Annotated in this window: 25 protein-coding genes and 1 tRNA gene; 6 read left to right on the forward strand and 20 right to left on the reverse strand. The window is 55.0% G+C overall.

The window, feature by feature from the left end; translation table 11 throughout:
• Positions 1-106: 106 nt before the first annotated feature.
• The 5 genes from AC0JZ1_RS09020 to AC0JZ1_RS09040 form a co-directional block, all read right to left on the reverse strand.
• Complete coding sequence (locus AC0JZ1_RS09020; RefSeq protein ID WP_471882046.1) at positions 107-835, reverse strand: ABC transporter permease; 729 nt, start codon at positions 833-835, stop codon at positions 107-109.
• Positions 832-1,770 carry an ABC transporter ATP-binding protein gene (locus tag AC0JZ1_RS09025; RefSeq protein WP_471882047.1) on the reverse strand — a complete coding sequence of 313 codons (939 nt, stop codon included), beginning with the start codon at positions 1,768-1,770 and terminating at the stop codon, positions 832-834. Before AC0JZ1_RS09025 ends, AC0JZ1_RS09020 begins: the two co-directional genes overlap by 4 nt.
• Entirely contained in the window at positions 1,767-2,918 is a 1,152-nt protein-coding gene (locus AC0JZ1_RS09030; protein WP_471882048.1) for an ABC transporter permease, read from the reverse strand. The genes AC0JZ1_RS09025 and AC0JZ1_RS09030 overlap by 4 nt, the downstream gene beginning before the upstream one ends.
• A 77-nt stretch (positions 2,919-2,995) precedes the next feature.
• Positions 2,996-3,910, reverse strand: coding sequence for a glycine betaine ABC transporter substrate-binding protein OsmF (gene osmF / locus AC0JZ1_RS09035; RefSeq protein ID WP_471882049.1), 915 nt, complete (start codon positions 3,908-3,910; stop codon positions 2,996-2,998).
• Between the two features lie 123 nt (positions 3,911-4,033).
• Complete coding sequence (locus AC0JZ1_RS09040; protein ID WP_471882050.1) at positions 4,034-5,266, reverse strand: MFS transporter; 1,233 nt, start codon at positions 5,264-5,266, stop codon at positions 4,034-4,036.
• A 219-nt stretch (positions 5,267-5,485) separates the two neighbouring features.
• Between AC0JZ1_RS09040 and dinB the strand changes: the two genes are divergently transcribed.
• Positions 5,486-6,607, forward strand: coding sequence for a DNA polymerase IV (gene dinB, locus AC0JZ1_RS09045; RefSeq protein WP_471882051.1), 1,122 nt, complete (start codon positions 5,486-5,488; stop codon positions 6,605-6,607).
• A gap of 172 nt (positions 6,608-6,779) precedes the next feature.
• Here dinB and AC0JZ1_RS09050 read toward each other — a convergent pair whose 3' ends face one another.
• Entirely contained in the window at positions 6,780-7,361 is a 582-nt protein-coding gene (locus AC0JZ1_RS09050; protein WP_471883403.1) for a J domain-containing protein, read from the reverse strand.
• Between the two features lie 61 nt (positions 7,362-7,422).
• Entirely contained in the window at positions 7,423-8,643 is a 1,221-nt protein-coding gene (locus AC0JZ1_RS09055) for an MFS transporter (protein ID WP_471882052.1), read from the reverse strand.
• A 200-nt stretch (positions 8,644-8,843) separates the two neighbouring features.
• On the opposite strand from AC0JZ1_RS09055, the gene AC0JZ1_RS09060 reads away from it, so the two are divergent.
• Positions 8,844-9,269 carry a DUF4864 domain-containing protein gene (locus AC0JZ1_RS09060; protein ID WP_471882053.1) on the forward strand — a complete coding sequence of 142 codons (426 nt, stop codon included), beginning with the start codon at positions 8,844-8,846 and terminating at the stop codon, positions 9,267-9,269.
• An 8-nt stretch (positions 9,270-9,277) separates the two neighbouring features.
• On the opposite strand, the gene tgt is transcribed toward AC0JZ1_RS09060, so the two are convergent.
• From tgt to coaD, 5 genes are all read right to left on the reverse strand, one after another.
• Positions 9,278-10,399, reverse strand: a complete 1,122-nt coding sequence (gene tgt, locus AC0JZ1_RS09065; protein WP_471882054.1) for a tRNA guanosine(34) transglycosylase Tgt — start codon at positions 10,397-10,399, stop codon at positions 9,278-9,280.
• The gene (gene queA / locus AC0JZ1_RS09070; protein WP_471882055.1) at positions 10,396-11,484 is read right to left on the reverse strand and encodes a tRNA preQ1(34) S-adenosylmethionine ribosyltransferase-isomerase QueA; all 1,089 of its coding nucleotides are present in this window, start codon (positions 11,482-11,484) and stop codon (positions 10,396-10,398) included. The genes tgt and queA overlap by 4 nt, the downstream gene beginning before the upstream one ends.
• Positions 11,485-11,610: 126 nt before the next feature.
• Complete coding sequence (locus AC0JZ1_RS09075) at positions 11,611-12,126, reverse strand: peptidylprolyl isomerase (RefSeq protein WP_471882056.1); 516 nt, start codon at positions 12,124-12,126, stop codon at positions 11,611-11,613.
• A gap of 31 nt (positions 12,127-12,157) precedes the next feature.
• Positions 12,158-12,724, reverse strand: a complete 567-nt coding sequence (locus AC0JZ1_RS09080; RefSeq protein ID WP_471882057.1) for a peptidylprolyl isomerase — start codon at positions 12,722-12,724, stop codon at positions 12,158-12,160.
• A gap of 30 nt (positions 12,725-12,754) precedes the next feature.
• Positions 12,755-13,249, reverse strand: coding sequence for a pantetheine-phosphate adenylyltransferase (coaD, locus tag AC0JZ1_RS09085; RefSeq protein ID WP_471882058.1), 495 nt, complete (start codon positions 13,247-13,249; stop codon positions 12,755-12,757).
• A 394-nt stretch (positions 13,250-13,643) separates the two neighbouring features.
• Between coaD and AC0JZ1_RS09090 the strand changes: the two genes are divergently transcribed.
• Together AC0JZ1_RS09090 and AC0JZ1_RS09095 are read left to right on the forward strand one after the other, a co-directional pair.
• Positions 13,644-13,820 (forward strand): hypothetical protein, encoded by a 177-nt coding sequence (locus AC0JZ1_RS09090; RefSeq protein WP_471882059.1) that lies wholly within the window; start codon positions 13,644-13,646, stop codon positions 13,818-13,820.
• Positions 13,821-13,854: 34 nt separating this feature from the next.
• Positions 13,855-13,989, forward strand: coding sequence for a hypothetical protein (locus AC0JZ1_RS09095; RefSeq protein ID WP_471882060.1), 135 nt, complete (start codon positions 13,855-13,857; stop codon positions 13,987-13,989).
• Between the two features lie 86 nt (positions 13,990-14,075).
• Here the strand turns inward: AC0JZ1_RS09095 and AC0JZ1_RS09100 are convergent, their stop codons facing one another.
• The 8 genes from AC0JZ1_RS09100 to lipB all read right to left on the reverse strand — a co-directional run bounded on the left by AC0JZ1_RS09100 (position 14,076) and on the right by lipB (position 24,851).
• Entirely contained in the window at positions 14,076-15,479 is a 1,404-nt protein-coding gene (locus AC0JZ1_RS09100; RefSeq protein WP_471882061.1) for a YncE family protein, read from the reverse strand.
• A gap of 58 nt (positions 15,480-15,537) precedes the next feature.
• Entirely contained in the window at positions 15,538-16,314 is a 777-nt protein-coding gene (locus AC0JZ1_RS09105; protein WP_471882062.1) for a 2,3-dihydro-2,3-dihydroxybenzoate dehydrogenase, read from the reverse strand.
• A gap of 8 nt (positions 16,315-16,322) precedes the next feature.
• Entirely contained in the window at positions 16,323-20,225 is a 3,903-nt protein-coding gene (locus tag AC0JZ1_RS09110) for an amino acid adenylation domain-containing protein (protein WP_471882063.1), read from the reverse strand.
• Complete coding sequence (locus AC0JZ1_RS09115; RefSeq protein WP_471882064.1) at positions 20,222-20,458, reverse strand: phosphopantetheine-binding protein; 237 nt, start codon at positions 20,456-20,458, stop codon at positions 20,222-20,224. Before AC0JZ1_RS09115 ends, AC0JZ1_RS09110 begins: the two co-directional genes overlap by 4 nt.
• 10 nt (positions 20,459-20,468) lie before the next feature.
• On the reverse strand, positions 20,469-21,107 hold the full coding sequence (locus AC0JZ1_RS09120) for an isochorismatase family protein (protein ID WP_471882065.1): 639 nt from the start codon (positions 21,105-21,107) through the stop codon (positions 20,469-20,471).
• A 2-nt stretch (positions 21,108-21,109) separates the two neighbouring features.
• Positions 21,110-22,744, reverse strand: coding sequence for a (2,3-dihydroxybenzoyl)adenylate synthase (locus AC0JZ1_RS09125; RefSeq protein ID WP_471882066.1), 1,635 nt, complete (start codon positions 22,742-22,744; stop codon positions 21,110-21,112).
• Complete coding sequence (locus AC0JZ1_RS09130; RefSeq protein ID WP_471882067.1) at positions 22,741-23,925, reverse strand: isochorismate synthase; 1,185 nt, start codon at positions 23,923-23,925, stop codon at positions 22,741-22,743. Before AC0JZ1_RS09130 ends, AC0JZ1_RS09125 begins: the two co-directional genes overlap by 4 nt.
• A gap of 200 nt (positions 23,926-24,125) precedes the next feature.
• A complete protein-coding gene (gene lipB / locus AC0JZ1_RS09135) occupies positions 24,126-24,851 on the reverse strand; it encodes a lipoyl(octanoyl) transferase LipB (protein WP_471882068.1) in 726 nt (241 codons plus the stop codon).
• 187 nt (positions 24,852-25,038) lie between these two features.
• On the opposite strand from lipB, the gene AC0JZ1_RS09140 reads away from it, so the two are divergent.
• Both AC0JZ1_RS09140 and AC0JZ1_RS09145 read left to right on the forward strand, forming a co-directional pair.
• Positions 25,039-25,123: transfer RNA gene (locus tag AC0JZ1_RS09140), tRNA-Leu, on the forward strand.
• Positions 25,124-25,273: 150 nt separating this feature from the next.
• Entirely contained in the window at positions 25,274-26,209 is a 936-nt protein-coding gene (locus AC0JZ1_RS09145; protein WP_471882069.1) for a DMT family transporter, read from the forward strand.
• The last annotated feature ends 24 nt before the right edge of the window (positions 26,210-26,233 follow it).

The raw sequence follows: 26,233 nt of genomic DNA on the forward strand, positions 1-26,233 counted from the left end.
CACCTACATGCCGATTTTGAGAATTAATTATCCAATGCATCCCAAGATGCTGTTTCGGTACAGTTTTATTTCTGAAATATTTCCCGGCCAGGAGACGGTTTGCTTCCTACCGCTTAAGCCAACTCTCCAACCCTGACAGCGCATGGTTTACCAGCAATGCCAGCGCCGCTACGAGCAACCCACCTTGAAGGATGAAGGCATAATTGTAGCTCTGCAGCCCGGCGACGATCACTTCTCCCAAAGTTTTTGCTGCAACGGTGGAGCCTATGGTCGCCGTTGCGACGCTGATGACGGCGGAAATGCGAACACCTGCCAGGATGAACGGTAGAGCAAGTGGCAGTTCCACTCGCCATAGCCTTTGAAGTTGCGTCATACCGCTTCCCCTCGCCGCATCGAGAATTGGCGTTGGCAGGTTGCTCAGCGCGGTCAGCGCGTTTTCAAAAATCGGCAACAGTCCGTAGAGAATAAGCGCGATCAGCGTCGGCCCGTTTCCAAAGCCAAGGACAGGCACACAAAGGGCAAGAACTGCCACGGGAGGAAAGGTCTGACCGATTGCCACCACACTACGCGAGAGAGGCAGAAAATCCGCACCAAAGGGACGTGTGACGAGGACCGCAAGGAATACTGCGATGGCGGTAGACGTGGCAGTTGCCGTCGCAACCAGCGCGAGATGCTGAATTGTCAGCCACGCGAGGCTGTCCTGCTGGTATATTGGTGGCGCATTCTCATCCACGAACCACTGAAAAAGTGGAGCGAAATCTGAGGGCCGAGCCAGAAACGCAGTGAGGATCAATAAGAAGAGGAGAGCGACGAGCGAAGGGGCAATGTGCCTCATCCTGCCTCCGAAGCGGCATGCATGAGGCTCAGGAGCGAAATGCGCCCTACCCTTTGACCATCCATACTGACCACGGGAGCAGCATCGCGTCCTTCCCATAGAAGGCGCGCCAGTGCTTCCCTTTGGCTCAAACTCTCAGAAAATGCCTCGCCTTGCGCCTCTCCCGGTTCACGCAATGAGGCAACTGTACCCAAGGATAATAGCCTGAACGGACGCTCCACACTTCCAACCATGGACGATACGAATTCGCTGGCCGGATGTCGGATAATGGCTTCCGGCGGCCCGTATTGGACCAGCCGGCCTTTATCCATGACCGCGATCCTGTCACCTAAATGAAAGGCTTCTTCCATGTCATGCGTAACGAGCAAAATGGTTGTTTGCAGCTTTTTCTGAATATTAAGCAGATCTTCCTGCGCTTTCGCGCGAATGATCGGATCGAGTGCGCCAAAAGGTTCATCCATCAGGAGCAGGCTTGGCTCCGCTGCCAGCGCACGCGCCACGCCCACCCGCTGCTGTTGGCCGCCCGAAAGTTCATGCGGATAACGATCAGCAAAATCCGCCGGGTCCATTTGAAAAAGCTCCAGCAAGCTATTCACCTTTTGGCGAATCCGCTCACGCTGCCAACCAAGGAGGTTCGGAACGGTGGCAATGTTCTCATAGACAGTTCGATGGGGAAAAAGCCCATGACCCTGAATCGCATAGCCGATGCGGCGGCGAAGTTCGTGCGGGGGCATGGAGCGATTATCTTCGCCATTCACGCGAATTGTGCCAGAGCTGGGCTCCACCAAGCGATTGATCATCCTCAGCAGAGTTGTTTTGCCAGAACCCGATGTGCCAACCACCGTCGTGATCGAGCTGGCTGGCACATGCATGGAGACATCGGCGACAACAGATTGATCGTCATAGTTTTTGGATAAGTTCTCGATTTCGATCATCGCCTCGCCTTTAATTGTGGTCCCTTGGCGAGATCAACCAGAGCATCCATCGCGACTGCCGCGCAAAGCGCCAGTGCTACTGTTGGCAGAGCTCCAAGCAGAACCAAATCCATCGCTGTTTGACCAATCCCTTGAAAGACAAACACGCCCAGCCCACCGCCGCCAATGAGGGCCGCAATCGTGGCCATGCCGATATTTTGGACCAGCACTATGCGAATGGCGGTCAAAATGGCGGGCATGGCGAGAGGCACTTCTACGCGCCACAAAAGCTGTCGATCATTCATGCCAATTCCTCGCGCAGCATCGACAGTATCGGCAGAGACACTGGCCAGACCCGAAACGGTGTTCGCAACAACGGGAAGCAATGAATAAAGCACCAACGCTACGAAAGCCGGCGCGGCGCCAATACCCCGCACACCGATTTCAGATGCACCCGGCACATGAACAGCAATCCAACCCATCGGTGCAATCAACAGGCCAAAAAGCGCCATGGAAGGAATGGTCTGCACCATATTTAGAAGAGCCAGACAGAATCTGCGGAGCGCAGGAACTTGATGGCATAAAAGACCAAGCGGCAGGCCAACGAGCAGAGCCGTCCCAAGCGAACCGATCGCCAACAGAACATGCCTGCCCGCCTCCCGCCAGAATACATCGGCTCTTGAAGTGTATTCCTTGAGAAGCGAAAGCTGCCCCCATCCTCCACCAAGGAAGAACAAGCCTAGCGCGGCCACCACAGCAATCAATAACGCCAGTCTCGGTATTGGTGCCAATTGGATTTTTGCCAAAGCATCCAAGACCGTAAGAACATTGGCAAACAGCAGCAACCAGAAGCCTGAGGCAATGGAAACTCTGGCGAAACTATTGCCCGGCGCTACGAGGTATTGCGCGGAATAGCCCGCAGCAAATATGAGCATACAGATGGCTATGATTGCTGCTGCAAGCTTGATGGGTAGACGCAGCTTTACGGAGGCAATGAGGCTGGCAGTCACGACAGCAGCCATTGTCAGCAGCAGGATAGGCAGTGGCACAGCGTCCCAAAGGGATTGTGCTTGGCCCTGCACAATGCGGTTGGGCTTCAGCACCGCAAAGGGCAAAAACGCCACCCCCAGAAGATTGAGGATGGCGATTACGATGCCCAGTCTATCCAAGCGCCCACGTACCAAAAAAACAGACCTCACGAACAGCCTTGGCAGAGGAATGACGGGTTATCAGCCATCAATGTCCCTCACTTCAGGAAACTATTCTTCTTGAGAAAATCTTCCGCCACAGCCTTTGCGGGTTCTCCGCCCAGCTGAACGCGGCCATTCAATTCCTGCAAAGTCACAAGATCGAGCTTTGCAAAAACCGGTTTCAGGATTTCCTCAATCTTCGGGTTCTTCTTCAGTACTTCCTCGCGAATAATCGGCGCTGGTTGGTAGACAGGCTGCACGCCCTTATCGTCTTCCAACACGACAAGACCCGAAGGCGCAATGCCACCATCTGTGCCGTAAACCATAGCCGCGTTGGCACCATTGGTCTGGTTAGCTGCTGCAGCAATCGTAGCAGCTGTATCACCGCCCGAAAGGGTGATGAGCTGGTTCGGCTGAAGCTTGAAATTGTAGGTCGTCTGGAATGCCGGAAGTGCTGCCGCCGAATTTACGAATTCGGATGAAGCTGCAAGAACCACTTTGCCGCCGCCGGTTACGTATTTTCCGAATTCGGTCAGCGTCTTGAACTTGCCTTCATCGGCAACATCCTTGCGAACTGCAATGCCCCAGGTGTTGTTGGCCGGAGATGCCGAGAGCCAAACAACCTTATTGGCATCGTAATCCAGTTTCTTCACTGTCTCAAAAGCTTTTGCCGCGTCTTTCCAGACTGGATCTTCAGCTTTGTTGAAGAAGAATGCGCCGTTGCCCGTATATTCAGGATAGATATCAATCTCGCCAGCCAGCAGAGCCTTGCGCACCACCGGCGTTGCGCCCAACTGGATTCTGTCCGTGGCCTCGATGTTATTGGCCTTCAGCATGCTCAGGATAATGTTTCCAAGCACACCTCCCTCAGTATCGATCTTGGAGGAAACGACCACCTGCGCCTGAGCAGCCGATAAGGAGAAACCCAGCGCCAGCAGAGCGGCGCCCATCAAATTGATCTGCTTTTTCATCCAGCACCCTCGCCCTCAAAGGGAACCCCGATTTCGGTTCCCGCCTGCAACTTTAGCCCTATCTAGGGCAGCGTGAAGAACAAGCGAGTCAGCCATCGCTAAAATTCGCTGGCGGCTTTCACGTCAGCCCGTTACCGGTTGCTCTCTCTTCAACGGGGGAGCAATGGCCTTGCGTCCAAAGACGAAAAGGATCAGTGCGAACGCGGCAACACCACCATGTACCCAATATGCAAGAGAGTAGCCGCCCTTATCAGTCAGCCAGCCAGCAACAAGATTGCTGGATGAAGCCCCAATCCCCTGCACCGTCATGATTGCACCGAGGCCCACGTTAAAGCGGCCTGTACCAGATAGGATACGTTCTGCCGCAAGCGGCGTGGCGATACCGATCAACCCAGCACCGATGCCATCCAGGATCTGCACTGGATAGATGGCTGCAAAGTTTGAAAAACTCCCCGCGATAGCGCCGCGAATGGGCAGCGCCATCAGACCGACGATGAAAATCGATGCGAGTCCAAACCGTGAAATGAGACGCGGCGCCGCAAGAGCCACGACGATCATGGCAACCTGAGAAACGCCCGTCGTAATGGCTGTCGTGCGGAATGGGCTGCCCAGCTGGATCGAGAAGTTCTGCGCAATGAGGCGGCTAATCGGCGCATTGCCGAAATGGAAGATCATTAGCACCAGGGCCAAAAGAATGAGACCCTTGCTATGCGTCAAAACAGAGAAACCAGAAGGACCTTCGTCAGTGCCATGACTATTCATACCACGTGCCACGCGGTTATCAATATGGCGAGGATTGATTGCGAGCGTGGCAATGATGGCGGCAGCAGCAGTCAGCACCATCAGGCCCACCACACCATTCAACCCAAAATACATGCTGCCAAGATAGATTGCAGCGAGAGAGAACACATTGCCTGCATGGTTCCAGAATTCGTTGCGTGAAACCTGATCCGTAAATCGCCTTTCACCTACCAGACCCAGCGTCAGGCCCATAAGTGCAGGCCCGATGACAGCACCTACAACGGCGGTTGCCGACTGCCCACCAAACACTGAAAAATTGTTCGGTGTGGCCAATGTCCAAAGCGCCATAGCGGTTACGAGAAGAACAGGAAGGATGATGAGCGTTCGCTTGCGATCAGAAGCATCAACGAGAGCGCCAAAAAGCGGCGTCGCGATCATTCCCAATATGCCGCCAACTGTGGCCACAACGCCCAGAGTGAACGGCTGCCAGCCATGCGTTGCGAGAAATCCATCAAGAAAAGGACCAAGTCCGTCCCGCGCATCGGCAAGAAAAAAATTCAATGTAGCAAGGGCAATGAGTGAGCGGCGTACATCAGTAGAAAGGGAATCAGCCAAAGACAGGGCCTCCTAGCGCAAGCTCGCCTCAATGCTGAAACGCCTGTCCGGTTCCGTACCGGCCACTTCGCGAATAAAATTTAATATTTTGCTTTCTCAAGGTTGTAGAATGGGGAGTAGGCACCTGATGCACCTTCACACCTGCTTTCGAGCCTGATATGTTCTTTTTTTGTTCTTTATAAGAAAGTGAGGGCTGAATAAGTGATTCCTTCAGCCAGCATGAAAGTGGACAAATTGTTAGGGGCCGGAGCGCGACCAGAATCTTCGGTTGAGGCTATCCGCAAGATCATCCATGTGGATATGGATGCCTTCTACGCCTCTGTGGAGCAGCGAGATAATCCTGATCTAAGAGGAAAACCTGTTGCGGTGGGAGGAGCAGCGGCGCGCGGCGTGGTGGCGGCTGCCAGCTATGAGGCCCGAAAGTTCGGTATCCACTCTGCCATGCCCTCTGTCACGGCAGCACGAAAGTGCCCAGAGCTTATTTTCGTCAAGCCACGTTTCGAAGTCTACAAGGCTGTGTCCCAGCAAATTCGTGAGATATTCGCTGAGTACACGCCACTCATAGAGCCTCTATCTCTCGACGAAGCCTATCTGGATGTCACCGAGAATCTCAAAGACATGCCCATTGCGACTGAGATTGCCCTCCAGATCCGCCAGAAGATAAAGGAAGCCACAGGCTTGAACGCTTCTGCCGGAATTTCCTACAATAAATTCCTGGCGAAAATGGCGAGTGACCTGAACAAGCCCAACGGACAGGCCGTAATTACCCCGCGCATGGGGCCAGCCTTCGTTGAGCAACTGCCAGTCAAGAAATTTCATGGCGTCGGGCCTGCCACGGCAGAAAAGATGCATCGCCTTGGCATTCAAACGGGAGGCGATCTCAAGTCAAAATCCCTGAATTTCCTGGCGCACCACTTCGGCAAATCCGGCCCTTACTTCTATGGTATCGCACGCGGCATTGATCATCGTCAGGTCAAGCCGGATCGTGTGCGAAAGTCGGTCGGTTCCGAGGATACCTTCTTTCAGGACATTCACGCGCTGGATCCGGCAAAGCAAGAGCTTGCGCCTTTGGTTTCAAAAATCTGGGGCTATTGCGGTGCTCGTAATCTCTGCGCCAAGACGGTGACGGTGAAGGTAAAGTACAGCGATTTTCAACAGATGACCCGGAGCCGAACTCAGTCGCTGGCATTCGTGAGCGAAACGGAGGTTCTGGAGATTGCAGAAGCTCTTTTGGAAACGGTCTATCCGTTCCGCCGCGGTGTACGTCTGCTCGGTGTTACGCTTTCCAGTCTCAGCGAGACCACAGAAGATGATGCCAGCCAGCTACCTCTTTTCCGATAGAGAACGGAACATAGTCGCTCACTGGTCGTTGGAAATTCCGAACCCGGGCTGTGTCAAGCGGACACGACAGGGACGGAGAACATGGGTATTTTTCCGCTTTCTTCTCATGGCCAACGAATTGGCAGGCGAGCTTCTTACCTGTCCAGCCCGGGATCACTTTACGAAGCAGATATCATTCTGCAGCCTTCGGCATTTCCGCTTCCAGCTCATAAGAATAGCCTTCCAGCATGGCATAGGCTTGCTCAATGGTCTTGATCTCGTTCTCAGCCTTGCCAATTGCATCAGCGATAGTGTCGCAACGGGCATTCAGCATTCTGCCTAGAACATCGCTTTCCGGTCGCTTGCCAATGCGATCTATGTGGTGACGGATGCGTCCCCGGTGCCGTTCAAGCTCCAGAATGTGAATGCGGGTATTGACAATCTTGTCTGTCAAGCGTCGACGCATGGCTGCAACCGGATCGAATGTGCCTGGTGTTCTTTCATCCAGAATAAAATCATTGACCAGCGAATCGAGGATCAGCAGACCCTCCAGATCCTTGGAATCCGTCAGTTGCGGATCAAAGCCGGTGTCGTCGTAGACCTTCCGGCGTACAGGATCAACCAACAGCTCATAAGACGCGGTTAGCTTCGAGAAGGCATCTACATCTCCCCCCGCATCGGGATGCGCCGCTTTTGCGCGAGATCGATAAGCAGCCTTGATAGAGGCTCCATCTGCATCTCTGTCTACGCCAAGCGTTTTGTAGGGATCGATCACGGTTCCACCTGGTGTCAAATTGTCCAAGGTCACCCTCTCGTAAAGTGCTTCGCCGGAAGCCTCAACCCCTCGCGGCTTCATGTGGCGAAACCGGGGCCGTTGCCACCTTTTCCCCATCGTTTGCAGCCGCGGGCACCGATCTCCCCAAGAAGCGCGGAATGCGGCCCTGTGCCACTGGTGCCATGATGAAGCTCAAGACCAGGAAGGGCAAGAGGAGAGCGAAGCTTATGCTGAGGCTTGCATGTTCTGCGACAAAACCCAGCATTGGCGGCACGCCGATATTCGAGAGCAGCAGCGTGAGAGCAAGCGCCGCCAGGTTATCGGCTGGCTGCCCCCTGCCTCGTTCAATTGTTGTTGCGACCGCCAGAGGAAAGCCCAAGGCAACGCCGCATCCCATGAGGAAGAGCGCAATACCAGCTACATAAAGATTGTTCGCAGCAAGCAGAAGTACGACGCCTAACGCGACACCGGCGGCAGAGGCTCGCACCAAGCTCTTGGTGCCGAACTTTTCACGCAGCTTATCACCCACAAGCCGCATTCCCCCCATACCGACCGTGAACAGCGCATAGAGAATGCCCGCCGTCGAGGCATCTGCGGAAAGAACCTCGCGAAGATAAAAGATACCCCAATCATAAACAGCGCCTTCGCTGATGCCGATTCCAAACACCATGAGGCAGATCAAGACGATGATCCGATCCGGCAGAATGAAGACTGGTCGCTTCCCACTGGCTTTCGCAAGACGCGTCTCACGCGGCGCAATGCGCCAGACAATGATGCAGCAAACGGCGACGATAGCGGCCGCTACGGACTGGTGAACGAACGGCGATATGCCACGACCGGCCACAAAGCCCGATGCCAGCGAGCCCACCAACAGGCCGATGGACCAGAAACCGTGGCTGCGGGAAAGAACCTTTTTCCCGGTTCTCTGCTCAATGCCAGTCGAAATCATGTTGGCCGCAACGTCGAGAATCGTACGGAAGAAACCAAACAGCACGAAGCAGGCGAAGAAGCCCCAGATCGGCAAAATAGTAAGAAGCGGGGTAATGGCTGCGGCAATCGTCAACATCAATGGCGCGGCCACACGCGGTGTGAGAAAATTCACTATCCGACCGGCGACAGGCAGCGCCATGAAAGTACCAAGCGGCGCACCCAACAGGGCTAACCCAAGCCACGCCTTGTCCACATCCAGCCCCTCCTGAATTGAAGGCAGGCGCGTAAACAGCGAGACGAAGATCAGCGCATTGCAAAAGAACAGCAACGCTGGTGGTGCGAGAATTTTCATAAGACATTACCGGGAGGAGAATCAGATTTATGAATCTCACTCAGCTGCGGCGGAAACAAGGTGAAGTCGCACGACAGCGCATGATCGAATTCTGAATTGGCAGCGTAGTTGCCAAGAGGAAACAGTTTGTGTCACTCTCATGACGGAAGGCACATGCAAACGCATCCACCGGGTGCTTCGTCTTGCCAAGGAGAACGCCCATGCAATCTCGTTTAGCAATGGCATTCTTATTCTTCTTCCTCGCGCCTTTGTGTGCCTTGAAAGCAGAAGACCCTCTGGCCGAGGCGCAGAAAATCATCTCGCAACAAATAGATGCTCTGAGAGCGAACGATGCGAAGGCAGCCTATTCATTTGCCTCGCCAGATATACGAGCCAAGTTTCAGGATGAGGTGGTGTTTCTAGGAATGATCCAGGCGCAATATCAGCCGCTATTCGCTGCACGCAATTATGCTTTCGGTCGCTCGAAATTAGTCGGCGGTGGAGAGACAGTGTTCCAGGAGGTCATCCTGTCAGCACGCGATGGGAAGGATGCTACTGCGATTTACGATCTGCGTCTTCAAAACGATGGCAGTTACAAGATCAACGGTGTGCGGATGCTGGCAAAAACTGCCAGCACCGGGATTTGATAGTAAAATCAATCGTCGCCGCGCGCCCAGGCTTCCTGTGTTTCTGCCATGAAATCTTCGAACCGGCCTTCCGCGATGGACTTGCGAATGCCCTGCATGAGCTCTTGGTAGTACGAGAGGTTGTTCCAGGAGAGAAGCATGCCACCCAATGCTTCATTGGAGCGAACGAGATGGTGAAGGTAGGCGCGTGAATAGTCACGTGTGGCCGGGCAGCTGGATTGTTCGTCGAGGGGACGCATATCCTCTGCGTGCTTGGCGTTGCGAATATTGACTTTGCCCTTGCGCGTGAATGCCAGACCATGGCGACCGGACCGGGTTGGCATAACGCAATCAAACATATCGATGCCACGCGCAACCGACTTGATGATATCATCCGGAGTGCCGACGCCCATGAGGTATCGCGGCTTTTGCGTAGGCAAAACAGGCAACGTGATATTCAACATATCAAGCATGACATGTTGCGGCTCACCCACGGCAAGACCACCCACGGCGTAGCCTTTAAGATCCAGCGCCTTCAATCCTTCGGCGGAACGAATGCGCAGTGCCGGTTGATCGCCCCCTTGAACAATGCCGAACATTGCTTTGCCCGGCTGATTGCCAAACGCCACCCTGCAACGCTCTGCCCATCGCAGAGAAAGCTCCATTGCGCGCTCGATTTCCTTCGGCTCAGCAGGCAGCGCCACGCATTCATCAAGCTGCATCTGAATGTCTGAATCAAGCAGACCCTGTATCTCGATGGAGCGTTCCGGCGACATGTGGTGCAGCGAACCATCAATATGACTTTTGAAGGTCACACCCTGCTCATCCAGCTTACGAAGACCAGAAAGCGACATAACTTGAAAGCCGCCAGAATCCGTCAGGATCGGCTCAGGCCAGCGGATCAACTCATGTAACCCGCCAAGCCTCGCCACACGCTCCGCACCTGGCCTTAGCATCAGGTGATAGGTATTGCCCAGAATAATATCCGCTCCACCCTCACGCACCTGATCCAGATACATGGCCTTTACGGTACCGACTGTGCCGACGGGCATGAAAGCAGGCGTGCGGATGGTGCCGCGCGGCATGCTAATTTCGCCAAGGCGCGCCTTGCCATCCGTTGCCTTCAGGGTGAATTGGAAATTCTCGGTCATGGTGAATCATTCCGGAAAAGCAGGCTGGAATCGCCGTAGGAGTAGAAGCGATAGCCTGTGGAAATCGCATGGGTGTAGGCTGCGTGCATGGTTTCGAAGCCTGCAAAGGCTGACACGAGCATGAAAAGCGTTGAACGCGGCAGATGGAAGTTCGTCATGAGTGCATCAATCGCTTTGAAACGATAGCCGGGGGTAATGAAAATGTCTGTTGCCCCGCTCCAGGCTTTCAAGCTGCCGTCGTCGTTGGCGGCGCTTTCCAACAATCGCAACGATGTCGTGCCAACTGAAACGATTCGTCCGCCACGGGCGCGCACTGCGTTCAATGCAGCCGCTGTTTCCGCCGAGACATAGCCAATTTCAGCATGCATCTTATGGTCTTGCGTATCATCTGCCTTAACCGGGAGAAAGGTTCCTGCCCCCACATGCAACGTCACGAAATGGCGCTCGATACCGGCAGCATCCAGCGCTTCAAAAAGCTCTGGCGTGAAATGAAGTCCAGCTGTAGGGGCAGCTACAGCGCCCTCTTCGCGGGCGTAGATTGTCTGGTAGTCCTTGCTATCCTGCGCATCTTCAGGCCGCTTGGCGGCGATGTATGGCGGCAGCGGGATATGTCCGACTGCCATAATGGCCTCATCCAGGGCCGGACCAGAAAGATCGAAGCGAAAGGTCACGTCACCCGCCTCGCCTTTTTCCTCCACCGTGGCGTCTAGGCTACCAATCGCACATGTTTCGGCAGCATGGCCGAAAGCGATCCGGTCGCCCACCTTTAGCCGCTTGCCCGGCTTTGCGAAGGCTTTCCAGGCATCAGGTGCCACGCGCATATGCAGTGTGGCGGAAATCGATATATCCGGCGCACCTTCCCGGCGGCGCACGCCTTCCAACTGGGCTGGAATGACCTTGGTGTCATTGAACACCAGCGCATCGCCCGCCTTCAGGAACTTCGGCAGATCGCGAACCACATGATCGGACAACATCGGCTCGCCTTGCGGCTGAACCAGCAGCAGCCGTGCGCTATCCCGGGGATTGGCAGGGCGCAGTGCAATATTCTCATCTGGCAGGTCAAAATCGAAAAGATCTACACGCATTCGCTTTTCATCATGGTCGGTGTGGAGGGCAGTGCAAAGCTTATAAGACCGCTGATAGCGGCGCTTGAGCAAAAAGAAAAGCGCCCCAGCCAGCCGGAGCGCTTCTCGTCACGTTTAGAAAATCGATCAAGCCGCGATATCGGCTGCCACTTTCATGGAAACGATGGAGTCTGGATCGGAGACGGGCTCGCCCTTCTTGATCTGGTCGATGATATCCATGCCTTCAATGACCTGGCCCCAAACAGAATACTGCTTGTTCAGCCAAGGAGCATCCGTAAAGCAGACGAAGAACTGGGAATTGGCAGAATTCGGGCTCTGCGAACGCGCCATTGAGCACGTGCCGCGGACGTGCGGAACAGCCGAAAACTCAGCCTTAAGATCCGGCTTGTCAGAGCCGCCCATGCCGGCACGGCCAGGGTTAAAGCTTTCGCCACCCTTCTTGCCGAACTTTACGTCGCCGGTCTGCGCCATGAAATCTGCGATAACGCGGTGGAACACGACGCCATCATACTGACCTTCGCGCGTCAATTCCTTGATGCGCTCAACATGGCCCGGTGCGACATCCGGCATAAGGGAGATAACAACCTTACCCTTGGTGGTTTCCATGATGATGGTGTTTTCCGGATCTTTGATCTCAGCCATTGTAATTCTCCTTATTTGCGGTTTCCCGCTCTTATTTGCCAACCGTAACCTTGATCATACGATCGGGATCAGAAACCTCACCGTTGCCGCCCTGGCCACGCTTGATCTTGTCCACATTTTCCATGCCGGAAACAACCTTGCCGATCACGGTATATTGGTTGTTCAGCGAAGGCACCTTGTCGAACATGATGAAAAACTGTGAATTGGCGGAATTCGGGTCCTGCGAACGAGCCATGCCTACAATTCCCCGCTCAAACGGAAGTTTGGAGAACTCAGCCGGAAGGTTTGGCAGATCAGAGCCGCCCATGCCTGCACGCCGAGGATCGTAGCCCTGGTTCAGGTTGCCAAACTTCACATCGCCCGTTTGCGCCATGAAGCCATCAATCACCCGGTGAAAGGCAACATTGTCATACTTGCCTTCTGCAGCCAATTTCTTGACCTGCGCAACATGCTTTGGCGCAATTTCTGGCATCAGTTGCACAACAACCGGGCCGCTCTTCAACTGGATTGTCAGGAAATCATCTGCCGCTGCAAGTGCTTGCGACGCAAAGGATGCTGCTGCCACAAGACCAGCGAACGCGAGGGAAAGAAGCTTCATCGAATGAACTCCGTTTGAATTTATGACCACTCAGCGGGAAAGCTTACTGCTGAGTGCCTGTGCCACGACCTGTGGCACGAATTTGCTCACATCGCCGTTCATTTTCGCGATCTGGCGAACCAATGTGGCCGTTATGGGTCGTGACGCCGGCTTTGCGGGGAGAAAGACTGTCTGCACATCCGGTGCCATTTCACCGTTCATGCCTGCCATCTGCATCTCGTAATCGAAATCCGTAGCATCGCGTAGACCGCGAATAAGAAGTGTAGCACCTTGTTCGCGTGCGGCTTCCACCACAAGACCTGAAAAAGAAACGACATCAAGTGCTCGATCCCCAATGGAGGCAGCCGCGTTTAGCGCCTCACGAATGATCTGCGCCCGCTCCTCGAAGCTGAACAGCGGAGTCTTGCCTGGATGAACGCCGATTCCCACCACGACCCGATCAGCCACATTCAGTGCCTGAAGCAGAATATCCATGTGGCCATTGGTCATGGGATCGAACGATCCTGGATAGAACGCAGTCCTCAAGCAAACCTCCGAAATGGTGCCTGCCTTGTGTCATGGAGCGGGGCATTTCGCAAGGCTGCGCGACTGAATGCTGGATGAATGGCCCGTTCAAAACCGTTTCAGGCGGTACGTGTTTTACTCATCCTATCCGATGAGGGTGAGCGAGTAACGCGATCATCGGGAAAAGGGAAAAGATCATGCTGATCGTGCTGATTGTAACTGCTGTCTTCTTATCCATAGCCTTTGAAGTGGCATTACAGATTGCGCGAGAGGGGTGGCCCGATGGAGAATCCTGAACGCCAGATGAACGGCACCTTCAGGGACGCTTCAGAGGACTTAGGTTAATTTTCTCTCATACTGGTGCGGAACCCGTTCGCGCCTTAGCGCGTTCTGGAAACGAAAAAGGAATTTGGAGATGTTCGCCAAGAAGAAGACCGCCATGCCGGATACGATCACGGTTATCAATCTGGTTTGGACGGCTGTTATCGCAGTCATGATGACTGCAACTGTGACTCTCTACCAAGACAAGACGAACTCAAACGTGAAGTTTACCCAGTTGACGGGTTCCACCTACGAGCAGCCCTATTACTAAGACATAGGGCTCCTTGATCGCAAAGGAGATGCCTATGTTTGTTACTATGATTGCACTTGCTGGTCTCATCAGCACAATGTTCGTAGCATCCGTGGCATCCACTATCAGCGAGCTTCGCAGGGAGCAGGAAGGGCTGAAAGAATTTGCCCGCCGCCACAGCGCTTTCTGAACGGCTTTGCGCATCAGGCAGCATCAAACTTGACTAAAGCCCCGGTTATCATCGGGGCTTTAGTCGTTTTAGCTCACAGCTTCTGCTTATTTTGTAGTGACGAGTGTCACACGGTCACCGTTCTGGTCTTCAGGATTCAGTGACTTATTGACGGCATAGACGCCACCCTTGCCATCTGCCACAACGTGGTTCGCGAACGGAGCGACTTCGAGATTGGCAACAATCTTGCCATCGGCATCAACGACGGTGACCGTTCCCGCATCCCGGCTGCTGACAAAGGCGCGCTTGGACTTTGGCTCGAACGCTACGTTCAAAGCACCAGCACCTACCGCAACATCATGGAGCACGTCCCCAGACTTTGCATCCAGGATGAGAAGGTTATCGCTGCCCTGCCCGGCGACGAAAATTCTATCATCCGCGGCATCATAAGCGATGCCAATCGTGGAGAGACCGCCCTTGACCGGGATGACCTTTTCCACCTTCTGTTCGGCAGCATCAATGATCGCAACCTCGTTGGTAGAGAGGCTCACGACGAACAGCTTGCCGCTTGCCGGATCGAAGTCGAGGCTTGCGGGTGAAAACTTTTCTCCCCGCACCTTGCTTTCAATGGCGATAGAAGGAAGGTGCTTGAGTTCCTTCGTGTCGAACACAGCAACTTCCGGCTCGCCCACCTGACTGACGAAAGCGCGGTTATGCTTTTCATCGATCTTCACATCACGCGCATGGGTAACCATGCCCGGCTCAAACTGTTTCACCAATGAAAGATCCGACTGCTTGTAGACACCCACCGTGTTCTGGCGCGTGTTCGTTACCCAGATATTGCCGTTGGCGTCATCGACACCGAGACCATAGACGGCGAAAACCCCACCTTCGGGCGCATCTTGTGGCTTGCCGCGCGCAACGACCTTGAGTGTTTCTGGGTCAAGCTTCAGTATCTCGGATGCCTTGACCGGCGGCCGGCCCACTGCCGATGTCACGAAAACTGCATTCGCCTTTTCGCTGTATCCGACCTGATAAAGCCCGGGCGACAGCTTTTCTGAGGTCAGCACAAATTTATCCTGACCAGACAACGGCACCTTTGGGGAAATCTTCAACTTCACCACATCCGCATAATAGGGGGAGTCCGTCGCAACAGTCAGAGGGTAGGTGCCGACGGCAGCATTTTCAGGAAGCTTGAACTTGGCCGTAAACTTGCCCTCCGCATCTGCCGTATAGGTACCTTCGCCAAGCTTTTCTGCGCCCTTCAACAACTGAACCCTCTGGCCCGGCTTGAAGTTTTGTCCCTGCACGGAAACCTCACCGCCTGCCAACAAAGGCTGGCCGCGGGTTGCCGAGCCAAGACGAACCTGGCCTTTAAAATCCTTGTCCGGTTGCTCGAAGGTCTGAGCCATCACTGTCCCAAGGCTCAATGCCATGGCACCGGCAAGAATAGCCAGGCGGGCAACACCCGTGTTGAGGCCTAACGCCTTGGTTCGCTTTGAATGCTTCATTGGAAATATCCTACTGTTGGATGGAAGATAAAGAAGGTTTGTTCGTGCAGCCTTATCGTCAGGCGCGCATGGTTGCGCCGCCATCGACATAGAGATCAGCCATGGTGATGTGGCCGGCCTGATCGGAAAGGAGAAAAATGACTGCCTGGGCAATATCTTGCGGCGTTGCCAGCTTTTGCAGCGGAATTCCGGTTTTGAATTGTTCCGGCAAGCCAGCAATTACACGCTCAGCACCGCGTTCATCTGCCCACATGCCGGTTTGCATTGGCGTTAACGTTGAGCCGGGAGCTACGATGTTACAGCGGATGCCATGCGGCGCGAGTTCCAGCCCAAGGCAACGGGTGAACATCGTCGCGGCGGCCTTGGAGGCGGCGTAGGCTGCCATAGCGTGGCGCGGGATTCCGGCTGCGTTAGAACTCACCGTTACAATGACGCCAGAATGGCGCGGCTGCATGACGCGCGCCAGTGCTCGCGACACATGGAAAACGCCATCGGTGTTGACGGCAAAGACATTCCGCCACGCTGCATCATCTGTTTCGATCACTGTGGTGGTCGAAAGTATGCCCGCAACATTGATGCCAAGTTCAATCGGTCCAAACTTTTCTTCTGCATCTGCAATGACAGCGTCTACCGCAGCGCTATCGCGCACGTCCAACACACGGCAGAACAGCTGCTTTTGATGGTCACCAGCAAGCTCTTGCAGCAGATTATCGTCGAAATCGCTAGCCACCACAGAGGCACCTGATGTCAGCAGCAGCTCCACAACGGCCCGGCCGATGCCGCCACCTGCCCCTGTTACGAATGCCAGCTTCCCGGCTATGCCTGTCAGTTGCATAAAGTTCCTCAAAAATCGAAAGTGGCAAGGCGACGGTCGAGCTCTGGCGCGATGACCGCGACAGATTGAAGGGACGTCATTTGTGAATGAAGGCAGGGTACATCCACGACATCGATTAAACCCGCATAAGGTGTCCAAAGCTCTGGCCGTAGACCCTTTTCCTTATGGTCATGGGCAGCGCGGAAATGGATGAGATTTCCTGTAAACCTCTGATGATAATGGCTGCGAACCAGCCGGTTCGTATCCATGACAGAGCGCACGACACCGTCCAACGCAGCCTGGGGCAAACTTCCCAAAGTGCTGCCACCTTGGCGCAGGAAGCTTGTCACCTGCTCCCTTGTTTTAAGATGCAGATGCGCTTCGGGATCATAACCTGCAATAGCGAGCAGAGCGCGGAGCGCCGCTCCCTCATCCGGCTCCGGTTGGGCACGCCAGCAATCGCACGGATAGGCATCCAAAAGTGCCACAACGCCTACTGTGGAACCCCGTTTTTCAAGTTCGACGGCCACGGCTTGCGCGAGAATACCGCCCACAGACCAGCCAGCGACATGGAAGGTGCCAGTCTTCATCTTCTGTTGAAGAATATTCGCATAAACCACTGCAAGCGCTTGCATATTATCTGGTGCCTTCTGAACCAGATCGAGTGCTGGAGACTGGATGCCGTAGACCTTACGGCGTTTGCCGAGTGCGCGCGCGAGATGACGATACCCCCATGCGATACCGCCTGCCGGATGGATCAGGAAAAGGGGCGCAAGGTCGTCCGGGCCGTCCGACAGCTTGAGTATCGGCCCAAGCCCCTGATCGATTTCCAAACGCTCCAAAGCCACAGCCAGATCGGCGATAACGGGATGTTCGAAGATTGTTCCGAGACCGGGATCGCGACCCAATTGTTCCCGCAGGCTTAAGCAAAGATGCACCGCGGAGAGTGAATCGCCGCCAAGTGAGAAGAAGTCCCCATTTGCGGTGGGACGTTCTTCCAGCCGCAAAACGACCTGAAACAGACGCGCTACGAGGTGTTCAAACTCAGTCTTGAGCGGCCTGCCTTCTGAAATATCCAGGACCGGAGCCGGAAGCGCTTTTCGGTCCAACTTGCCGTTGCCAGTGACGGGCATTGCATCCAGTCGCACCACGGCTGAAGGCACCATATAATCCGGCAGACGTTGGGCCAGCGCATCCCGCAAGCGGTCAAAATCAAGCAAAGCACCTGCTGCCACATAGGCAACAAGGCGCTTGTCGCCGGGCCGATCCTCCCGCGCCAGAACTACCGCCTCACGCACAAGGCCTGTTGCGATGATGGCGGCTTCGATTTCGCCGAGCTCGATGCGCAGACCGCGTATTTTGACCTGATGATCTGAACGACCAAGGTAAATGACTGCCCCATCGTCCCGCAGCCGGGCCAGGTCGCCCGTCTTGTAAATGCGCTCTGCTGGCAAATAAGGGTCTGGTGAAAAGCGCTCGGCGGTCAGGTCATCCCTTCCAAGATAACCACGCGCCAATTGAACGCCGCCAAGATAGAGATTGCCTGGAACGCCGCTTGGCACCGGCAGCAGGTGATCGTCCAGCACATAAAGGCGCGTGTTCCATACCGGCCAACCAATCGGCAAGGGTGAGGATTGATCATCAGGGTCGGCTTCCCAATAGCTGACATCGACCGCCGCTTCGGTGGGGCCATAGAGATTATGAAGTTCGCCTGTTATGCGCTCGTGAAAGCGCGTACGCTGATCCGGCGTCAATTCTTCACCGCTACAAAAGACGCGGTTGATCTCCAGCCCCTGTGCCTCTGGCGATGCCAGAAATGCTGAAAGCATTGAGGGTACAAAATGCAGCGTGGTGATAGCCTCTCCGCGGATTAAATTTGCGATGGCTACAGGATCACGATGCGCATCCGGCGGCGCAACAACCAAAGTCGCACCAGCCAAAGCTGGGAGAAAGAACTCCCAAACTGAAACATCGAAGGTCGCCGGTGTTTTTTGTAGAATGCGGTCTTGCGGCCTAAAACCGTAATGCTGCCGCATCCATTCCAACCGGTTTACAATGGCCCGATGCTCGATCATCACACCTTTCGGATCACCGGTGGAGCCGGACGTGTAGATGACATAGGCAAGGTCAGAGGGTGCCGCTGCCGGCCAGTTCGTGTGGGAGATGGTCGGCGACCACGCCTCAGGCGTCAGGATAGGCTGCTCAAACAGATGACGTTGGTTTTCCTCGGCCAGTATCACTTCCGGCCTTGCCATCTCCACGATACGGGCAATCCGTTCTTTGGGATGGTGCGGATCAAGTGGGAGATATGCCCCACCCGCCCGCAGAATGGCGAACAATGCTACGATCAGTTCTATAGAACGCGGAAGAGAAACAGCAACGAGCTTGTCTGGACCGACACCATGAGCGACGAGTTGAGAAGCGAGGGCTTGGCTGCGCAGATTTAACTCCGCATAGGTCAATTCTACCCCTTCAAACGTGACTGCAACTGCATCCGCATGCTTTTGCATTGACCGCTCGATCAGATCAGTCAGCGTTGCCTCCGCTACGGCGTGTGTCGTTGCATTGGCTTCGAAAACATAGCGTTGCTGCTCAGCCGGGCTTGCGAGAGGCACATCTGCCAAGCGCGCGGCTGCAACAGCCGCTTCAAGATAAGCCAGCAACCGTGCTGAATGGTTCTGCGTATCTGCCAATGAGTAGAGAGCGGGATTGGTATCCACCTCCATGGTGAGGCTTTTCTTCGCATCGCCGCGAAACGTGAACGTAATATCGTCTACTGCACCCGCACCCATAATATGCAGATGAACGTCAAGACCGGTAAAGCTCGGCGGCAGATCAAAGGGCTGGATGTTGATCATCGGGCCATAGAGCCGACGGTGTCCGCCGATAAGACCCAAATCGCGCCGCAACTGTTCGCTGCGATAGCGCCCGTGCCGTCGGCTCATCATCAGCTTCTTGGCACCAAGAGTCGCAGCTTCGCCCAGAGCAAGCTCATCGAGATCACCGAACCGTACCGGCAGCACGTTCATAAGCGTGCAAGGCACACGCGCCGCCTTGCTGCCCAAGCGCCCCATGTGCGGCACGCCGATGACCATTTCAGGCACGGCGGCAAAACGACGGCAATAGCTCGCGACGATGACGCTCAGCAAATCAGGCCATGTCACACCCTCATCTTCGGCCCGCTGCGAAAGTTTGGCGAACAGGGAGGGCGGAATTTCCACGCTGTGCCGATTGAAACTGTGGCCACTGTTAGCCCTGCCTGCCGCCAGGCTGACCACCTCTGGCATATTGGCCATTTCTTGCCGCCAGAAAGCCTGATCCTTCAGGCGCTTTTCACCCTCCAAATAGGAGGAATCTTCTGCAAATGCGGCCTCTAGACTACCGAAGCCTGTTCCGGTCGCCGCTCCCTGCTTGAGGGCCGAGTAGATTTCACCCACGCGGTTGGTGACGAGAACAATGCCATATCCATCGATGGCAAGATGATGGATGCGCTCATACCAGAAGTAATGCTGGTCATTCAGACGATAGAGTTTGAAAGCCGCAATCGGGCCTACCGTAAGATTAACCGGCGTACCCGTATCCCGTTGCATGTCGCGTTTCGCAACCGCCACCGGGTCATGTTCTCTAGACAAATCCACGACTTGAAGCGACGGGCGGGTTGCTTCATCCAATTTCTGGCGAGGCCCGAATGGCGTATCGTGAAAAGTCAGTGACAGGCAGTCCGCTTCGCTCGCCATCTTGTCAAACGCCTGTTGGAAGACTGGCAGATCAAGTGGCCCACAAATTTCAACATATTGGCTGGCATTCAGAATGGGATTTTCCCGATCCATTTGCTGCACATACCAAAGCCCAACCTGCGCCTCGGTCAGGCCTCGCCCTTCGTCCTGATTGGACATGTCGAGCATAGCAAAGCGGTTCGGTTCGGCATTCATGCGTTAACCCGCTTGGCCTCAATTGCGCGCCACCAGCCAGCAAGCGTGAACTCTTCGGCAAACTCGCCGAAATCGAGGTCAACGCCCGCTTCCTGCCAGGCGAGGATCAGGTTCATAAGCCGCATGGAATCGAGCCCGAGATCCATCAGGTTATCTTCGAAATCGATATCCTCCGGGTTCTCATGGATGATGGCGGCAACATCCGCCCGCATGGATTCCAGGGTCACAGTCATCGCCAACTCCTCAGCCATTCAAGCTAGCCAAAATAGTATCTGTCATCATGGGAACACCGCAGCGACCAGCCACCCAGTTCACGGCCAGGTCGTGCTGTTCACGGCTGAAATCGGCCAGAGCATCGGCCGCGAAGAAAGCTTCGATATCGCGCTGAAACGCCTCGGCGGCAGTCATCATGCAGCCAATATGCGCGTAGATGCCGGTGACGATGAGTTGATCACGACCCCGCACCCGCATCAGTGTTTCCAGGTTCGAACGCTGAAAGGCGCTGTAGCGATGCTTGACGAGAACAAAATCCTTCTTCGCCGGTTCAAGCGCATCGATAATGGCCTGATGCTCCGGCGCGGAACTCATGCCCGGCCCCCAGAGATCTGCTTGCAAGCCTCGGTCGCGCCGGTCCTGATCACCATTTTGAGCCGTGTAGAATACCGGAACGCCAGCCTTGCGGCAGGCTTCGATCAATGCGCGAATATTCTCAATAGCTGGAGCAATGGGAGAGGCATTCGGTGTGAAAGCGTTCACAAAGTAATGCTGCATATCGTGCACAAGCAGCGCAGCCCGCTTCGTTTCCAGCATCCACGGACCTTTGGGCGCTGGCAACTCCTCTAACATTGGAAGTGCATAGGGCGCGATTTTCGGCAATGCCATTCTTACTGTCCTGCTTTCAATTGCTGCTCGGCCAGGAATTGTTCGCGCAAGCGCGCACGCAGTTCCTTTCGGCTGACCTTGCCGACTGCCGTGAGTTCAAACGCATCCACGAAGACGATCTGATCCGGCACCTTGAAGTCCGCTACCTTACGGCCGCGCATAAAAGCCTTGAGAGCCGGGCCTTTCGGCTTCTCACGTTGTGAGATGATGAAGGCGCAGCTGCGTTCACCCAGAAATTCATCTGGTATGGAAACAACGGCTGCATCGAAGACATTGGGGTGCGCCAGCAGGTGATCTTCAATCTCGTCGGCGGAAATTTTTTCGCCCGCCCGATTGATGTGATCCGTCGCCCTGCCCTGCACCACCAGATAGCCTTCGGGGGTCCGCTTCACGACATCGCCTGTCTTGTAAAACCCATCTTCCGTGAAGGACCGCGCATTGGCACCAGGATCGTTGTGATAGCCGCGAATAGTGTAAGGGCCGCGCGTCAGCAGGTTACCCGGCTCGCCATCGGGAACAGAATTGCCCTGATCATCCACGATCAGCACTTCATCATCCGGGCTTATCGGCCTGCCTTGCGTCTCAACGATGACCTCTTCGGGATCATCCAGCCACGTATAATTCACCAAGCCTTCTGCCATGCCGAAAACCTGTTGCAGCGTGCATCCTAGAATGGGGCGCACACGCTTGGCAGATTCCGGCATGAACTTCGCTCCACCCACCTGCAATACCTGCAGGCTGGAAAGATCGTGTTTCTTGGTCTGGGCGGCCTGCAGCCACAAAAGCGCGAGCGGGGGAACAAGTCCGGTGATGGTCACACCTTCCCGCTCAATCAGAGGAAATGCGGTCTCCGGGCTTGGCGAGGGTGCTAGAACCACCTTCGCCCCCACGTAAAAGGCACCGAAATAACCAGGCGAACTCATGGGGAAATTATGTGCCGCCGGTAAAGAGACCATGTAAACGCTCTCTTCCGTCAGCCCGCAGATCTCGGCACTGGCTCGGAAGGAATAGATATAATCATCATGTGTGCGCGGGATAAGCTTGGAGAGGCCTGTGCTACCGCCGGAGATTTGCAGAAACGCGACCGACGATGGTTCTGGATCTACGAATTGAGCGTTGTCTCCCCGCTCAAATGCGCCAAACGAGACAAATTCTTCGGCCTCGCCCACCACGACGACGTGACGCAGAGTCTTGACCTGCGATGATACTGAACGTGCAAGATTTCGATAATCGAAGCCGTCGTGGCTGGCTGCTACAACATAGGCTGACGCCTCGGAGCGCTCCAGAAAATGCTCAATTTCCGTCTGCCGATGTGCAGGTAGCGCATAGACCGGCACCAATCGTGCAAGAAACAGCCCGAACACAACAGAGAAAAATTCAGGGATATTAGGCAGTTGAACAACCACCCTACCCCCTGGCCGCAAGCCGAGAGACAAGAAACCGCTGGCGGCCACTTCAGCACGCTCCAGAAGTTCACGGTAGCTCCAGCGCTGATCACTTCCGACAATAGCCGTTCGATCGCCATATCTCTGCGCCCGCTCGCGCAGAAGGGCCGGAAACGTTTCGCCACGCCAATAACCGGCGGCGCGGTAGCGCTCAGCGAACTCAGGGGGGAAATTCTGCTCCAGGGAAATCATGCCGCATGCTCCTGAAGGGGACGGCCCTGTTCATCGACGCCCAAGGCGTTCAACATGGCTGAAAATTTTGCTGAGGTTTCCTCGGTTTCACGCTGAGGGTCCGACCCGACCACGATCCCTGCTCCGGCGAAGACGCGTGCCTTGCGCCCCGCCACTTCCGCGCAACGAATAGAGACATACCATTCCCCGTTTTGCTGATCATCGATCCAACCAACGGCACCCGCGTAAAAGCCACGGTCATAGCCTTCAATCTCTGAGATCAGCTTTGCAGCTTCGCGCCTGGGCAGGCCACAGACGGCGGGCGTGGGGTGAAGCAATGCCAGGAGATCGGCCACGGGCGTCGCAGCGCTCTTTAGCTGGCCCACAATTCGCGTGCCGAGATGATGCATGGTGGCGGTGGAACGAATGGTCGTACCGTCCGGCGCGCTGACAGTTTCGCAATAAGGCGAAAGCGTATCGAGAATCATTTCCGTGACAATGCGATGCTCTCGCTGGTCCTTCTCGGAGGCCAGAAGCGTCTTCATTGCTTCACGATCCACAGCCGGGTCTGGCGAACGAGGTGCCGACCCTGCAAGCGGATGCGAGACTACCGCCGCACCCTTTTTCGATAGGAGAAGCTCAGGCGTGGCACCAACCAAAAATGGTTGCACCTGGTCTGCGACAGGCAATGGTGTGCAGAATGCCGTAACCGACGGATCAAGCGAAAGCCGGGCAAGCAAATTCGGCACAGAAATGTTGGAGGAAGCATCCAGCACGAGACTGCGAGAAAGAACTACCTTTGTCAGATCGGAAGCTTGCGATGCTTCAACACAAAGCTTTGCGACGCAGCGGGATACAGCCTTGGCAAAATGTTGCGCTGTCGGCTCCTGGCGAACCAGCCAGCGAGAGCCCCTTGCTCCACCATCCGTTTTGTGTCGGCTAACAACACGCGCCATTTCCGCCGGTTGGAACAGGAAATCATCCGCAGAGGTATCGAAAGGCAAAGCACCGACAAGCAGCGGCAGTCCGTCGATACGCTGTGAGAAAAAATGCTGAACCCTGCTAGACAAGGTCGCGAGATCACCGCGTTTCAACTCAGATTGCACTCCTTGAGTCTGCAATCGTGTTTCCGGCGTCGCGAGGAGGAAAACATCTGATGCGTTAGCTGCGTTGACCGCAAGTGGCGAAAAGAGGCTGGCCATGGCGGAACTCCGGGTGTGAAATCCGAGCCGTCACGGCGCATCCATGCATCAGTGTGACCGGCCCGTCAGGTGTGTTGGTTGAGCCGACAACTACTAATATGAATATGAATGTCAACTTTAATTCGCAAAAACATGTGGGAAAAATTCAAATTTAGAATCATTCCATAAGCCTTGGAAATCGTTCAATCATAGAACCTGCCTTATAGAGCAAGCTCCTGCTTGGTTGCGCCGAACACTTCCTCAAATGCCTGACGAAGCCGCACATCTACATCTGTCATCAGGACAGGCAGACCGAGATCCAAAAGGCTTGTGACGCCATAGGCAGAGATGCCGCACGGCACGATTCCCGAAAAATGCGAGAGGTCTGGATCGACATTGAGGGAAAGGCCATGGAAGCTCACCCACTTACGCAACCGGATTCCGAGCGCCGCAATCTTGTCTTCCGACATGCTGCCATCAGGCAATCGTGCTTTCTCCGGGCGCTGAACCCAAACCCCAACGCGATCTTCCCGACGCTCTGCGCGCACATTCATCGAATCAAGCGTGCGGATGATGACTTCCTCTAGCGCTGCCACATAGGCGCGCACATCCTGTCGGCGCCGTTTCAGGTCCAGCATCACATAGGCCACGCGCTGACCGGGTCCATGATAGGTATACTCACCCCCTCTGCCAGCCGCGTAAACGGGAAAGCGATCCGGCTCAATGAGGTCTGAGGAATCAGCGCTCGTACCAGCGGTGTAAAGCGGAGGATGCTCAAGCAGCCAGACAAGCTCATCCGCCTCACCCTTGGCGATGGCTTCAACTTCCTTATCCATAACGGCCAGCGCTTCCTCGTAAGGCACCAAATCATCTGAGATTCGCCAGCGCACGGGGGGGCTACCCTCATGCGGCAACATGGAAATCTGAAGATCGGTACGTGTCAGCATGGCGAAATCTCTTTTCTCAAGGCTGGCCGCTTATATCCACAGGCACAAAAGCCTGCAAATGCGGGCTTCTGTTGATATAGGAATTCCTTGCGCAATTTATCTTTCAAAAAACTGACACAGCACACTTGCGTCGCTGAAATCCCTTTGCTAGATGCTCCCTCGCCGACGCAAGAAGGCCTACCACGATGCGGTCGTGGCGGAATTGGTAGACGCGCAGCGTTGAGGTCGCTGTGGGGCAACCCGTGGAAGTTCGAGTCTTCTCGACCGCACCAAATCAACCCGGCTTCGGCCGGGTTTTTTGTTGCCTGCTCGGTAGCTTATCCTCTGCTCGCATCCTAACTCAATCTGATACTGGCCTGAGGCGTTGCCGTCTTGCGAGTCAGTTGACCGCGTGCTTCAACCAACAAAAGTGGGAGCGTGCGATGACGACAGCGACATCGGGAGCGGTTACGGAACGTTCTGTTCAGGGCATGGGCTTGATGGTGTTCTGCATGGCAGTTTTGCCCATGATGGACGCGATTGCAAAATACATGGCCACCTTTGAATCAATGTCGCCTGGACAGGTCACGTTTTACCGCTTCTTCGTCCAACTGATTGTCCTGGCACCCATCTTCTTCTTCCAGGTCGGCAGCTTACGTAACGTTAGGCGTCCATGGATGAACCTCCTGCGAGGCGCACTGCACGCGAGTGCCAGCTTGATGTTCTTTACGGCGGTCAAATACATGCCGCTGGCAGATGTCTTTGCCATCTACTTTGTTGAGCCGTTCATGCTCACCATTCTCTCGGCTCTCTTTCTGGGTGAGAAAGTTGGCTGGCGTCGGTGGCTGGCGATATTGGTCGGCTTCGGTGGAGCGATGATCGTGATCCAACCTAGCTATGCCATCTTCGGCTGGACATCGCTGCTACCGGTTATGTGCGCAGCGCTCTTTACGTTCTACCTCTTCCTTAATCGTGCACTCGGCGACAGCGACACCCCGCTCGCCATGCAGATGATGTCTGGTCTCGGCGGCACACTGCTCATGGGAATGGTTTTATTGGCTGGCAGCACAGCAGGCGTGGGCGATTTTAACATATCGTTTCCAACGTCAGCCCTTGGCATATGTCTGCTCCTGGTTCTCGGCTCTCTTTCCGGTTACGTGCATTTGTTGGTGGTAAAGGCTTTCCGCCTGGCCTCAGTCTCGCTGCTTGCACCTTTTCAGTATTTCGAGATCATCTCCGCCACTATTCTGGGTTACCTGCTCTTTGCGGAATTTCCGACACCTTCAAAGTGGCTGGGCATAGTCATTATCGTTGCATCCGGGCTTTTCATCATCTGGCGGGAGCAGGTTCGAAAACGTGAAGATAGAAGCATGTCGTAAACAGGCTTGAGTGGCCTATCCTGC

The organism is Affinirhizobium capsici (assembly GCF_977018625.1).

What these genes read in the sequence shown, in the direction of transcription:
- AC0JZ1_RS09020 (WP_471882046.1), bottom strand. Translation starts at nt 835, where the DNA reads ATGAGGCACATTGCCCCTTCGCTCGTCGCTCTCCTCTTCTTATTGATC.
- AC0JZ1_RS09025 (WP_471882047.1), bottom strand. Translation starts at nt 1,770, where the DNA reads ATGATCGAAATCGAGAACTTATCCAAAAACTATGACGATCAATCTGTT.
- osmF (WP_471882049.1), bottom strand. Translation starts at nt 3,910, where the DNA reads ATGAAAAAGCAGATCAATTTGATGGGCGCCGCTCTGCTGGCGCTGGGT.
- dinB (WP_471882051.1), top strand. Translation starts at nt 5,486, where the DNA reads ATGAAAGTGGACAAATTGTTAGGGGCCGGAGCGCGACCAGAATCTTCG.
- AC0JZ1_RS09055 (WP_471882052.1), bottom strand. Translation starts at nt 8,643, where the DNA reads ATGAAAATTCTCGCACCACCAGCGTTGCTGTTCTTTTGCAATGCGCTG.
- AC0JZ1_RS09060 (WP_471882053.1), top strand. Translation starts at nt 8,844, where the DNA reads ATGCAATCTCGTTTAGCAATGGCATTCTTATTCTTCTTCCTCGCGCCT.
- tgt (WP_471882054.1), bottom strand. Translation starts at nt 10,399, where the DNA reads ATGACCGAGAATTTCCAATTCACCCTGAAGGCAACGGATGGCAAGGCG.
- queA (WP_471882055.1), bottom strand. Translation starts at nt 11,484, where the DNA reads ATGCGTGTAGATCTTTTCGATTTTGACCTGCCAGATGAGAATATTGCA.
- AC0JZ1_RS09075 (WP_471882056.1), bottom strand. Translation starts at nt 12,126, where the DNA reads ATGGCTGAGATCAAAGATCCGGAAAACACCATCATCATGGAAACCACC.
- AC0JZ1_RS09080 (WP_471882057.1), bottom strand. Translation starts at nt 12,724, where the DNA reads ATGAAGCTTCTTTCCCTCGCGTTCGCTGGTCTTGTGGCAGCAGCATCC.
- AC0JZ1_RS09090 (WP_471882059.1), top strand. Translation starts at nt 13,644, where the DNA reads ATGTTCGCCAAGAAGAAGACCGCCATGCCGGATACGATCACGGTTATC.
- AC0JZ1_RS09095 (WP_471882060.1), top strand. Translation starts at nt 13,855, where the DNA reads ATGTTTGTTACTATGATTGCACTTGCTGGTCTCATCAGCACAATGTTC.
- AC0JZ1_RS09100 (WP_471882061.1), bottom strand. Translation starts at nt 15,479, where the DNA reads ATGAAGCATTCAAAGCGAACCAAGGCGTTAGGCCTCAACACGGGTGTT.
- AC0JZ1_RS09105 (WP_471882062.1), bottom strand. Translation starts at nt 16,314, where the DNA reads ATGCAACTGACAGGCATAGCCGGGAAGCTGGCATTCGTAACAGGGGCA.
- AC0JZ1_RS09110 (WP_471882063.1), bottom strand. Translation starts at nt 20,225, where the DNA reads ATGAATGCCGAACCGAACCGCTTTGCTATGCTCGACATGTCCAATCAG.
- AC0JZ1_RS09115 (WP_471882064.1), bottom strand. Translation starts at nt 20,458, where the DNA reads ATGACTGTGACCCTGGAATCCATGCGGGCGGATGTTGCCGCCATCATC.
- AC0JZ1_RS09120 (WP_471882065.1), bottom strand. Translation starts at nt 21,107, where the DNA reads ATGGCATTGCCGAAAATCGCGCCCTATGCACTTCCAATGTTAGAGGAG.
- AC0JZ1_RS09125 (WP_471882066.1), bottom strand. Translation starts at nt 22,744, where the DNA reads ATGATTTCCCTGGAGCAGAATTTCCCCCCTGAGTTCGCTGAGCGCTAC.
- AC0JZ1_RS09130 (WP_471882067.1), bottom strand. Translation starts at nt 23,925, where the DNA reads ATGGCCAGCCTCTTTTCGCCACTTGCGGTCAACGCAGCTAACGCATCA.
- lipB (WP_471882068.1), bottom strand. Translation starts at nt 24,851, where the DNA reads ATGCTGACACGTACCGATCTTCAGATTTCCATGTTGCCGCATGAGGGT.
- AC0JZ1_RS09145 (WP_471882069.1), top strand. Translation starts at nt 25,274, where the DNA reads ATGACGACAGCGACATCGGGAGCGGTTACGGAACGTTCTGTTCAGGGC.